The sequence below is a fragment of the Spiroplasma endosymbiont of Clivina fossor genome, assembly GCF_964031115.1.
In the GTDB taxonomy this organism is placed as follows: domain Bacteria; phylum Bacillota_I; class Bacilli_A; order Mycoplasmatales; family Nriv7; genus Nriv7.
In genome coordinates, this window is the sequence record NZ_OZ035006.1 from 133,190 (window position 1) to 144,831 (window position 11,642).

The 11,642-nt window shown below is 24.6% G+C and carries 13 protein-coding genes, 2 tRNA genes and 1 pseudogene; 5 read left to right on the forward strand and 11 right to left on the reverse strand.

The annotated features are described in order from the left end of the window. Positions 1 to 302: 302 nt before the first annotated feature. Both AAHM82_RS00925 and AAHM82_RS00930 read right to left on the reverse strand, forming a co-directional pair. Positions 303 to 1,262 carry an IS1/IS1595 family N-terminal zinc-binding domain-containing protein gene (locus AAHM82_RS00925; protein WP_342264258.1) on the reverse strand — a complete coding sequence of 320 codons (960 nt, stop codon included), beginning with the start codon at positions 1,260 to 1,262 and terminating at the stop codon, positions 303 to 305. Positions 1,263 to 1,277: 15 nt separating this feature from the next. Continuing rightward, entirely contained in the window at positions 1,278 to 1,556 is a 279-nt protein-coding gene (locus tag AAHM82_RS00930; RefSeq protein WP_342264259.1) for a hypothetical protein, read from the reverse strand. 49 nt (positions 1,557 to 1,605) lie between these two features. Here AAHM82_RS00930 and AAHM82_RS00935 point away from each other — a divergent pair. Continuing rightward, positions 1,606 to 2,815 (forward strand): annotated as a pseudogene (locus tag AAHM82_RS00935) (IS256 family transposase). Here AAHM82_RS00935 and AAHM82_RS00940 read toward each other — a convergent pair. From AAHM82_RS00940 to AAHM82_RS00965, 6 genes are all read right to left on the reverse strand, one after another. Next, positions 2,812 to 3,051: a transcriptional repressor gene (locus AAHM82_RS00940; protein ID WP_342264260.1), complete on the reverse strand. Its 240-nt coding sequence runs from the start codon at positions 3,049 to 3,051 to the stop codon at positions 2,812 to 2,814. The pseudogene AAHM82_RS00935 and the gene AAHM82_RS00940 sit on opposite strands and share 4 nt — an antisense overlap. Positions 3,052 to 3,067: 16 nt before the next feature. Beyond that, entirely contained in the window at positions 3,068 to 3,304 is a 237-nt protein-coding gene (locus AAHM82_RS00945; protein WP_338967767.1) for an acyl carrier protein, read from the reverse strand. A gap of 17 nt (positions 3,305 to 3,321) precedes the next feature. Beyond that, complete coding sequence (gene proS, locus AAHM82_RS00950; protein ID WP_342264261.1) at positions 3,322 to 4,749, reverse strand: proline--tRNA ligase; 1,428 nt, start codon at positions 4,747 to 4,749, stop codon at positions 3,322 to 3,324. Beyond that, positions 4,742 to 5,437, reverse strand: coding sequence for an acetyltransferase (locus AAHM82_RS00955; protein WP_342264262.1), 696 nt, complete (start codon positions 5,435 to 5,437; stop codon positions 4,742 to 4,744). The genes proS and AAHM82_RS00955 overlap by 8 nt, the downstream gene beginning before the upstream one ends. A gap of 15 nt (positions 5,438 to 5,452) precedes the next feature. Continuing rightward, a complete protein-coding gene (gene cls, locus AAHM82_RS00960; protein WP_342264263.1) occupies positions 5,453 to 6,973 on the reverse strand; it encodes a cardiolipin synthase in 1,521 nt (506 codons plus the stop codon). A gap of 131 nt (positions 6,974 to 7,104) precedes the next feature. After that, positions 7,105 to 7,194: transfer RNA gene (locus AAHM82_RS00965), tRNA-Ser, on the reverse strand. Positions 7,195 to 7,357: 163 nt separating this feature from the next. On the opposite strand from AAHM82_RS00965, the gene AAHM82_RS12545 reads away from it, so the two are divergent. From AAHM82_RS12545 to AAHM82_RS00975, 3 genes are all read left to right on the forward strand, one after another. Further along, positions 7,358 to 7,798 (forward strand): transposase family protein, encoded by a 441-nt coding sequence (locus AAHM82_RS12545; RefSeq protein WP_342263396.1) that lies wholly within the window; start codon positions 7,358 to 7,360, stop codon positions 7,796 to 7,798. Next, positions 7,795 to 8,187: a transposase family protein gene (locus AAHM82_RS12550; protein WP_342264845.1), complete on the forward strand. Its 393-nt coding sequence runs from the start codon at positions 7,795 to 7,797 to the stop codon at positions 8,185 to 8,187. The genes AAHM82_RS12545 and AAHM82_RS12550 overlap by 4 nt, the downstream gene beginning before the upstream one ends. Before the next feature lie 227 nt (positions 8,188 to 8,414). Next, positions 8,415 to 9,374, forward strand: a complete 960-nt coding sequence (locus AAHM82_RS00975; protein WP_342264264.1) for an IS1/IS1595 family N-terminal zinc-binding domain-containing protein — start codon at positions 8,415 to 8,417, stop codon at positions 9,372 to 9,374. Between the two features lie 434 nt (positions 9,375 to 9,808). Here AAHM82_RS00975 and AAHM82_RS12555 read toward each other — a convergent pair whose 3' ends face one another. Together AAHM82_RS12555 and AAHM82_RS12560 are read right to left on the reverse strand one after the other, a co-directional pair. Next, a complete protein-coding gene (locus AAHM82_RS12555) occupies positions 9,809 to 10,201 on the reverse strand; it encodes a transposase family protein (protein ID WP_342264845.1) in 393 nt (130 codons plus the stop codon). Beyond that, the gene (locus AAHM82_RS12560) at positions 10,198 to 10,638 is read right to left on the reverse strand and encodes a transposase family protein (RefSeq protein WP_342263396.1); all 441 of its coding nucleotides are present in this window, start codon (positions 10,636 to 10,638) and stop codon (positions 10,198 to 10,200) included. Before AAHM82_RS12560 ends, AAHM82_RS12555 begins: the two co-directional genes overlap by 4 nt. An 84-nt stretch (positions 10,639 to 10,722) precedes the next feature. On the opposite strand from AAHM82_RS12560, the gene AAHM82_RS00985 reads away from it, so the two are divergent. Continuing rightward, positions 10,723 to 10,798: transfer RNA gene (locus AAHM82_RS00985), tRNA-Trp, on the forward strand. A 175-nt stretch (positions 10,799 to 10,973) separates the two neighbouring features. Here the strand turns inward: AAHM82_RS00985 and AAHM82_RS00990 are convergent. Beyond that, positions 10,974 to 11,519: a UPF0236 family transposase-like protein gene (locus AAHM82_RS00990; protein WP_342264265.1), complete on the reverse strand. Its 546-nt coding sequence runs from the start codon at positions 11,517 to 11,519 to the stop codon at positions 10,974 to 10,976. Positions 11,520 to 11,642 lie beyond the last annotated feature (123 nt).

Below are 11,642 nucleotides of genomic sequence, written 5' to 3' on the forward strand. Positions count from 1 at the left end.
AAAATTCCTCTACCAATATTAAACACTTACAATTCTTTTTACTTAGCGTTTTTAAGAGATTACTTAAATTCAAAAGTAAATCCTGATTATGAAGACAAATACTATACTGATACCGCAATTGATTTAGAAGATTTAGAATATTTAAAAATGGATAAATTCAGCAAATTTTTAAGAAAAATGAAAGAAAAATAACGGTTAATTCTTTTAATTTTGTCGAAAACTCTTGATAAAATAAAAAAAATCATCAACTTGATAATTTTAAAAGGCTTTTATGTAAAATTACTATTTTTACTTTAACTTTTTTATACATTAAAATATAATACCGCTGTTTGTTGGTTTGGAGTTAAACCCTTATGTTGGTATTTTCATTTTCAGAGATTTAAATAATTTTGAATATTAGTAAAACCTAAACCATGATAATGAATTAAGGCTTCTTTAAGACTAGATTGTAATTTACTGATTTTATTTAAGTTATGATAACTAGCTTCAGGATTAATTGTTGTTTTAGTTACACATAAAGTAGAATTTGTTTGTTTTGCTACTAAAAAATATAATTTTTGCATATCAGAAGTAATAATTGAATTTTCGTTAATTAATTCTTTGTTCATATTTTCAATAACTCATTGTTTTTGTAAACGTTTGGTGTTTGTGGATTTAACATAAATATTGTTATTATTATCAATTGCCATTTGAATACAGCATTTAGTATTAGTTGCGAATGGGTCAAGGTGAATTCTTCGTGGATCAGTTTTATATTTGAAATTTCCTTTATGGATTTCTTTAATAAATGTTTCATCGATTTGGATTTTACCAGATAATTTTTTAAATTTTAATTGGGTATATTCTAATTGTTTTGATTTCATTAATTTTTGACGATTATATCAAGCAATTTTTAATGTAGTTTTAATAAAACGAGAAATTGTTTTACTAGATTGCCCCAGCAATGAAATTTGAATCAATAAATTTCATTGTTCATAATTTAAATGACTTCAATAAATAAAATGATTACGAAAAGCGTCAAAACTTGCACGGCAATTTTTACATAAATATTTTTGTTTTCCTTCTGAATTATGTCCATTTTTAACGCAATGGTAAGATTCACATTTAGGACATTTAATACCTTGCGCTCTAAATTTTTGATTAATTTCATTTAAACGTTTTTGTTTTTTTATTAATTCTGCTTGTTGTTTGACTTTTTCATAAAATTCTAAAAATTGATCATCTGTTAAAGTATTTACTAGTTCTTGAATTATTTTTTCCATAATTATTATCCACCTCTATCATATTAAAAATATACCTAAAATTAAGTATATTCAATAAATATCAAGAGTTTTCGACAAAATTAAAAAATTATCTTGAAAATCTTCATCACTTAAATGCATATCTTCACTAAGATGAATAACCTTATGACATGGACAAGTTTCACAAACTAAATGAACTAAGACAGGATTTGATAGTTCAAAAACAATATCTCGGCCTTTAAAAACATTAAGATAAATTAATTCTTCTTGCAAAAAAACAGAGCCTGTCCAAAATTCTGTGTCTCGATAATTCATTCTGAATTATACTTAAAAGAAGGAGAACAGAAAATGACAAAAAAAAAAAATAAAAAAAGAACCTGACGCAATTGATAAAGTTGTTGATTATTTTTTAGAAAATATTGATAATCCACAAGATTTATTTAAAGGCAATACTATTTTTCAGGAATTTACCAAAAAATTAACTGAACGAATGTTAAATACGGAAATTAAAGATTATCTTGAAACTGATGAGAATCATAATAAAAGAAATGGCAACACACAAAAAACCATTATTACTAAAAATGGTTCAATCGCAATTGATGTACCAAGAGATCGAAATAGTACTTTTGAACCAGTAATTATTCCGAAAAGACAAAGAAGATTTGATAACTTTGATCAAAAAGTAATTTCTTTATATGCAAGAGGAATGACAATTTCTGATATCAAAGCACAATTGCAAGAATTCTATCACGGAGCAGAAATTTCAGAAAGTTTAATTAGTCAAATAACTGATGATGTTATTGAAGAAGTTAAAATGTGACAAACTAAACCTTTAGAGAAGATTTATCCGATTGTTTATTTTGATTGTATTGTTGTTAAAGTAAAGCAAGATAAACGAATAATAAATAAAGCAGTTTATCTTGCCTTAGGGATTAATTTAGATGGTTTAAAAGATATTTTAGGAATGTGAATTAGTGAGAATGAGGGAGCCAAATTTTGACTTAATAATCTTACGGAAATGAAAAATCGTGGGTTACAAGATATTCTTGTTGCTTGTAGTGATAATTTAAACTGGGATGTTTGATGCAATAGAAGCTGTTTTCCCAAAAACACAGCATCAATTATGCATTGTTCATCAAATTCGCAATAGTTTAAAATTTGTTCCTTACAAAGATCGCAAACTTGTAGCTAATGATTTAAAATCAATTTATACAGCAATTAATGAAGAAATAGCGTTAATTGCTTTAGATCATTTTTCAGAAAAATGAAATAAAAAGTATCCACAAATTACTAAATCATGAAAAAATAACTGAAATAATTTAATAATTTTTCTTGAATATCCTCAGGAATTTAGAAGAATTATTTACACAACTAATGCGATTGAATCTGTTAATAGTCAATTAAGAAAAGTCATTAAGAATAAAAAGATTTTTCCTAATGACGCATCAGTTTTTAAAATATTTTATTTAGCATTTCAAAATATGGTTAAGAAATGAACGATGCCAATTCAAAATTGGGGTAGTGCAATTTCACATTTAATGATAAAATTTGAAGACAGAGTGAATTTAAGTTAATTACTTAGAGACACAGTTAATTGTACAGTCCCCAAAAACAAATCTAAAGTATTATAAACTGACATGACATTAATATTTTTATGTTCATCATTTTCTTTTTTCAATTCTCTAATAATACCATTAATATTTAGATGTTGCTTCTTTAATAATAATTTTAATATTGCTAATCTAATATTAGTTAAACGATGCCCTTTATTTTTTAATACTTGCGTTAATTTCTCATAATCTCATTTCACAATTTTAACGCCCTTTTTAACTATTACTATTTACTACTTCTTCAATAATAATTATTAAATCCTGAACAGTATTAATATCACTTAACTTATTATCAGGAATCCGAAATTTATATTCTTCTTCTGCTAAAATAATTAAATCCATCAATTCTAAAGAGTCCAAACCTAAATTACGGAAATTAGTTTCTAATGATATTTTTACTTTGATACCCTTTTTTTCTTTCAATAATTTAGCAATTTCAGCTAATCAATTCATTAAATTCTTCCTCCTTTTTAATATGCCCGCACAAAGTAAAAATGACCTTTTGCTCTTTGATTACATTTAAAACATTTAGAATTTTCTTCAACCTGCTTTTTTAAATCTTGACAACGACTAACAGTACCAGTTAACTGTTTAATTTCTGCTTCACACTCAATACGATTACAAAATCAAGCACCAAAAAATCCCTTTTTTGTTTTTAATTGTTGTTCATATTCATTAAAACTATTAACAACAAATATTTGCGCTTCTAATCGTTTTAAGGAACTTGCATATAAATCATTTTGCATTTGTTCCATATTAGTTTTTAAATATGATTCCACATCATTAATCTTAACCATTAATTTTGTTTTTGTGTCTCTTCGCACAATTAATACTTTATCAGTTTCTAATTCCCGAATCCCAATTTCAATGCGAAAACAAACTCCTTGAATTTCACTATTACTTAACTTATAACCCAATGACTTTAAAGAATTATCAATGACAACACGATATTTAGTTTTTAATTGTTGATAAATCCTATTAACTTGTTGCCTTACTTGTTCATCATCTTGAATCGGAATTATTCCTACTTGAATTGGTGCTACCATTGGTGGTAATACTAGTCCCCTATTATCACTATGAGACATAATTAAAGCCCCAATAACTCTTGTTGACATTCCCCACGAAGTTTGATAACCATATTCTTCTTTATTGTTAGCATTAGTAAACTTAATATCAAGATTTTTAGAAAAATTTTGGGCAAAATAATGACTAGTTGCTGATTGTAATGCTTGCCCATCTAACATTAATGCTTCTAAACTATATGTATCAACAGCACCAGCAAATTTTTCGTGAAGACTTTTTTTACCATTAAGAACAGCAATGGCTAAAACTTCTTTAAAAAATTTAACATATAAATTCATCATTTCTATCGTTCAATTTTGTGCTTCTTCCATATTATTATGAACACTATGACCTTCTTGCCACAAAAATTCTGTTGTTCTTAAAAAAGGTCTTGTTGTTTTTTCTCAACGAATAACATTCGCTCATTGATTATATTTTAATGGTAAATCCTTATAACTAGAAATATTTTTTGAAAAATATGTCCCAAACAAAACTTCAGAAGTTGGTCTAATAACCAACGGTTCATCTAAATTTTTGTCACCCACTTTGGTAACAATAGCACATTCAGGGGCAAAGCCTTGAATATGTTCCTTTTCTTGATTCAATAAACTCTCAGGAATTAATAAAGGCATATAAACATCTTGAATTTCAACTTCTAAAAATTTGGTTTCTAAATTTTTCACAATATTTTTTCAAATTGCATAACCATACGGTTTTAAAATTGGTGCTCCTTTAACTACTCCATAATCAATTAGATTACCATTTACAATCAAATCAGTATATCATTGACTAAAATTTTCCTCCAACGATGTAATTTTATTAAGATTTTTATTCATTAACTTTTAACTTCTTTCCTTTAATTCCTTCAATAATATCTTTATCACCATAAAATATTTTAATATCAATTTGTTGATAAGAAACATATTGTTGTAATCTTTTATATATTTCCATATCTTTAATTAAAATTGCTCTAATAGCATTAACACTAATTGGTTCATTAACGATAACTCGTTGCAAATTATTATTAAACTCTCAATCTTTTTTAGTATTTTCATATAATTTGACTAAATCAATATAAAAAATTGCCACCGTAGTTAAATCAATCTTATTTTCTAAGCATCAACTTCAAAATTGATGACGACTACTAGTAGATAATTCTAATTCAAGATGATCATCTTTTTCTAAATATGTTCAAACAATATACTTTTCATTTTCTTTAAGTTTCTTAGATTTTACCGGTTTAATTCCTTGCTCTAAAATATAAAAAATATTAGCAATGGAACTATAAAAATAAAAATGATCAACCTTTTGTAATAATAATTGCTTAATAATTCTTTTAGTAGCATTTCGTGTTCATCCAAAATGAATATCAACTTTATTAACTGTTGGAACACTTTTTGAAAATAAATGTTTAAAAAAACCTCGTCTTTCTTTAACTTCCGGTTTTTTTTCTAAACTTACAGGAGAATCTTGTTTTTCTAACTGCTTAGCAATTTTTTTATTAATTTTTTTCGTTTTTTGCATTATTACTTTCCTTTCCTAAAATAAGGGATCAAAAATTTTAACAATTGGTAAAATCATTATCCGATAAAATCAATTTTTTTTCTTTAACGGTGATGTCGTTAAAAGAATACTTCTTTCAATATCTCATAAATAATTCTTTTCTAGTTGCTTATTAGCATCCCCATAAAGAATAACAATAGTTTGATGATCGTGATAAAGACTACGAAAATCTAAATTAGTTGATCCAATAATGACTAAATTATCATCAATTAATGCTGTTTTTGAATGATTAAAAATCTTACTCATTTCATAAATTTTTATCCCCGAATTAAATAATTCATCATAATATGAACGACTAATATCAAGAATAAAAAATTTATCAGTTTTTCCTGGCATTAATAATCGCACATCAACACCTGACTTAGCAGCATTTTTTAATGCCGTCACAATATCATCAGTCGGGATAAAATACGGCGTCGATAACCAAACACGACTTTTAGCACTAGAAATAACTTTAACATAAATATCCTTTTGAATCGTTTCATAAGTATTGGGGCCATCATCAATAACCTGAACAATATTACTAGTTTTACCATCATATGGTTCATTTTTTAACAATTTCTTATCAAACACTAACGACTCGCCAGTTGTAAAATATCAATCCTGTAAAAATATTAACTCTAAACTACAAACAGCACTACCTTGCAAACGAACTTGACTATCGCGTCAAAAGCCATATTTAGAACTTAAATGACAATAAGCATCACCAACATTAATGCCTCCCGTATAACCAATCTTGCCATCAATAATAACATCTTTACGATGATTACGATAATTATTACGACCACTAATAAAAGGTAAATTTATCGGTGAAAATCTTTTTAAATGAACGCCAGCGCGTTTTAATTTCTGAATTGTATCATGATAAACTGTAAAAAAACTTCCAGCATGATCATAAATTAAGCGAATATTAACGCCTTGATAAGTTTTTTTAATTAATAACTGTGTCAAATATTTTAAAACTTCACCATCATCTAAAATGAAATAATTAATATGAATATAATTTTCAGCACTTTCTAAGTCTTTAAATAACAACGAAAACTTTTCAATTCCATTAGTTATTAAATCAACTTTCGTATGATTATATAGTGGTCTTTGTGATATATTAGTAGTCAAATGTAAAATACTTCGTTCTTCTTTAATTTGATTTTTTAAAAAGTTATTCGTATAATTAAAATCCTCTTTAGCATAAAAATCTTGATATTTTTTTAAATAAAACTTTTGTGCTTTCGTATAACGATAAGTTCGACCAAAAATAATAAAGATTATAATACCAACAATTGGTAACGCATACACAGCAATAATTCAAGAAATTTTTGTTCGTGCTGGTCGGTTGGAAACAAAAATAATTAATGCTGTTAAAGTTCCAAATGAAATTGTTACTACACCAATAATTCATAATCAATCAATATATTTAGCAATAATAAAAATACAAGTCACCAATAAAAGTACTAAAAGAACAAAAGTAATTGCTAAACGCATTTTTTTATTTAACATTAATTTAAGTCCACCTTATAAATAAAATATTGTTTTTTTAAATATGTATTAATTTTATCTTAATATCACAAAAAAACAACTTTACAATAAGTAAAGTTGTTAACAACAAATATCAAATTATTTAAAATTAATGGCGGAGCAGACGAGATTCGAACTCGTGCGCCAATTGCTTGACCTAACTCCTTAGCAGGGAGCCCTCTTAACCACTTGAGTACTGCTCCATAGTGATTAACACACATAAATAATTATATCTAAAATTTAAAAAAAATAACATCCAAAATTTTTTTTAATTTTGTCGAAAACTCTTGATATTTATTAGACTTCTTGCAAAATTAATTTAAAATATAATTGAATTGTTGTTTTTAATAAAAAGGTGGAATTTAAATGAAATTTAAAAAAAATAATCAAATAAGTGATAAAAATTTTTTAAGATTAACTGGTATTAAACATACTACTTTTAATAAAATGCTAGAAATTTTAAAAATAGAAGAATTAAAAAAGAGATTTCGTCGCGGAAGAACCAATAAATTATCATTAGAAAATCGTATTTTAATGACTTTAGAATATTGAAGAGAATATAGAACTTATTTTCATATTGCAAAAAGTTATGATATTAGTGAAAGTAGTTGTTATAGAAATATCAAATGAATTGAAGACACTTTAATAAAACACCCTAATTTTCAACAACTTACTGGTCAAAAATCACTATTAAAAGATTATTTCAAAGATAAGACTGTTATAATTGATGTAACTGAAAGCCAAATCCAACGCCCAAAAAAAGACAAAAACAGCACTACTCAGGAAAAAAGAAAAAACACACAATAAAAACACAAGTTATAATTGAAAAAGATAGTAAAAAAATTATTAGTTCTGATTTTTCTTATGGTAAAAACCATGACTTTAAAATTTTAAAAGATTCAAAAATTAAATTTTTACCAGAAACAACTGTTTTAGTGGATTTAGGTTATCAAGGCATACAAAAAATTAATCATAATGTTTTAATTCCTAAAAGAAAATCAAAGAAAAACCCTTTAAATAAAGAAGAAAAGCAAAATAATGAGCGAATTTCAAAAATGAGAATTGTTATTGAAAATGTTTTTGCTATACTTAAAAAATTTAAAATTATTAGTGAAAAATATCGAAATCGTAGAAAAAGATTTGCTTTAAGATTTAATTTAATAGCTTCAATTTATAATTTACAACTATTAGTTTAAATATATTTGATAATTTAAAATTTCAGTCTTTTTTTATTGTAAATAATAATTTTTATTATGTTTTAATGACAAAATATTTGTAAAAATAATCTAAAAATTATTTTAATAACACTTTTATATTTATTTTAAATTTAAAAATTATAATTATCATATTAATTTTGCAAGAAGTCTATTGAATATACTTAATTTTAGGTATATTTTTAATATGATAGAGGTGGATAATAATTATGGAAAAAATAATTCAAGAACTAGTAAATACTTTAACAGATGATCAATTTTTAGAATTTTATGAAAAAGTCAAACAACAAGCAGAATTAATAAAAAAACAAAAACGGTTAAATGAAATTGATCAAAAATTTAGAGCGCAAGGTATTAAATGCCCTAAATGTGAATCTTACCATTGCGTTAAAAATGGACATAATTCAGAAGGAAAACAAAAATATTTATGTAAAAATTGCCGTGCAAGTTTTGACGCTTTTCGTAATCATTTTATTTATTGAAGTCATTTAAATTATGAACAATGAAATTTATTGATTCAAATTTCATTGCCGGGGCAATCTAGTAAAACAATTTCTCGTTTTATTAAAACTACATTAAAAACTGCTTGATATAATCGTCAAAAATTAATGAAATCAAAACAATTAGAAAATACCCAATTAAAATTTAAAAAATTATCTGGTAAAATCCAAATCGATGAAACATTTATTAAAGAAATCCATAAAGGAAATTTCAAATATAAAACTGATCCACGAAGAATTCACCTTGACCCATTCGCAACTAATACTAAATGCTGTATTCAAATGGCAATTGATAATAATAACAATATTTATGTTAAATCCACAAACACCAAACGTTTACAAAAACAATGAGTTATTGAAAATATGAACAAAGAATTAATTAACGAAAATTCAATTATTACTTCTGATATGCAAAAATTATATTTTTTAGTAGCAAAACAAACAAATTCTACTTTATGTGTAACTAAAACAACAACTAATCCTGAAGCTAGTTATCGTAACTTAAATAAAATCAGTAAATTACAATCTAGTCTTAAAGAAGCCTTAATTCATTATCATGGTTTAGGTTTTACTAATATTCAAAATTATTTAAATCTCTGAAAATGAAAATACCAACATAAGGGTTTAACTCCAAACCAACAAACAGCGGTATTATATTTTAATGTATAAAAAAGTTAAAATAAAAATAGTAATTTTACATAAAAGCCTTTTAAAATTATCAAGTTGATGATTTTTTTATTTTATCAAGAGTTTTCGACAAAATTAAAAATTTTTTACAACAAAAATCATACATAAGAAATATATACTTAATTTGCATATTGAAATAATTTATAGTAAATGATTATTTTTTCTTTTTTAAAAAATACCTAAGAAAACTAAACGCGACCTTTCTTTATAATTTACTTTGTCAGTTTTAATAACTTTGATAGAATAGACTTCTTGCAAAATTAATATGATAATTATAATTTTTAAATTTAAAATAAATATAAAAGTGTTATTAAAATAATTTTTAGATTATTTTTACAAATATTTTGTCATTAAAACATAATAAAAATTATTATTTACAATAAAAAAAGACTGAAATTTTAAATTATCAAATATATTTAAACTAATAGTTGTAAATTATAAATTGAAGCTATTAAATTAAATCTTAAAGCAAATCTTTTTCTACGATTTCGATATTTTTCACTAATAATTTTAAATTTTTTAAGTATAGCAAAAACATTTTCAATAACAATTCTCATTTTTGAAATTCGCTCATTATTTTGCTTTTCTTCTTTATTTAAAGGGTTTTTCTTTGATTTTCTTTTAGGAATTAAAACATTATGATTAATTTTTTGTATGCCTTGATAACCTAAATCCACTAAAACAGTTGTTTCTGGTAAAAATTTAATTTTTGAATCTTTTAAAATTTTAAAGTCATGGTTTTTACCATAAGAAAAATCAGAACTAATAATTTTTTTACTATCTTTTTCAATTATAACTTGTGTTTTTATTGTGTGTTTTTTCTTTTTTCCTGAGTAGTGCTGTTTTTGTCTTTTTTTGGGCGTTGGATTTGGCTTTCAGTTACATCAATTATAACAGTCTTATCTTTGAAATAATCTTTTAATAGTGATTTTTGACCAGTAAGTTGTTGAAAATTAGGGTGTTTTATTAAAGTGTCTTCAATTCATTTGATATTTCTATAACAACTACTTTCACTAATATCATAACTTTTTGCAATATGAAAATAAGTTCTATATTCTCTTCAATATTCTAAAGTCATTAAAATACGATTTTCTAATGATAATTTATTGGTTCTTCCGCGACGAAATCTCTTTTTTAATTCTTCTATTTTTAAAATTTCTAGCATTTTATTAAAAGTAGTATGTTTAATACCAGTTAATCTTAAAAAATTTTTATCACTTATTTGATTATTTTTTTTAAATTTCATTTAAATTCCACCTTTTTATTTAAAAACAACAATTCAATTATATTTTAAATTAATTTTGCAAGAAGTCTAATATATTTATATTATAGGGGTATAGTTCAATTGGTAGAACAGCGGTCTTCAAAACCGCGTGTTGTGGGTTCAAGTCCTGCTACCCCTGCCAATAAAATTAGTTATTAAGGATGATAGCAATATAAAAATAACCATGGGTGCATAACTTAAAGGTAGATAATGAAAAAGACCTTTTTTCATTCAATTGTAAATTCATTATACATTTATTAATCAAATTTGCAAAACAAAAATTACAAACTTATTAAATTCGCACATTTTTAAAAATATTAAATTGAAAAATTATTGTTTAGTTTATATGTTCTTCCATTTAGCATGTTTTTAAGCACGGCCAGCGAAAATATCTTACTTCCATAACCTAGACATGATTTCACTAATCTAGATACATCAGATTCAGCTGATACTCCAATATTCCAACTTTCTCCTTGATGTATAATGCCAACTTGATTATTTTTAAAGTACTTAAATATTTCTTTTGGGGCATAAATTTTTAATAATTCCATTAAATTGTCATATTCACCAGAATAAAAATAATTAATAGCTTTTTGAAAAAGTTCTTTGCCATGATATAACTTTGAAAATAAAAATACTTTTCTTAATTCTCTTACAGCATGATATCGATCTAAAATATATTTAGCTCCCATAAAAGATGCCAGTTGTTTAATTCATGTTGCACCATCCCCGCCAACGACTAATTTAGCATTATCAAAATTTTCATAAAATTGTGATCCTAATTCAAGTAATTTTTTTGATAAGTCTTTGGTTGGAAATCTTTCATCCTTACCAATAAAGAATGTAGTTCTCTTATTTTTCAATTTCTTTCTTTTCTTATTAATTGTTTTTTCATCATAACCAGTACAAAAAGAAATAGTTCTAATTTGAGTATCTTTATTTCTTTTAAATTTTTTCCACCTTTTCTTTTTAAATCTATCTGTATT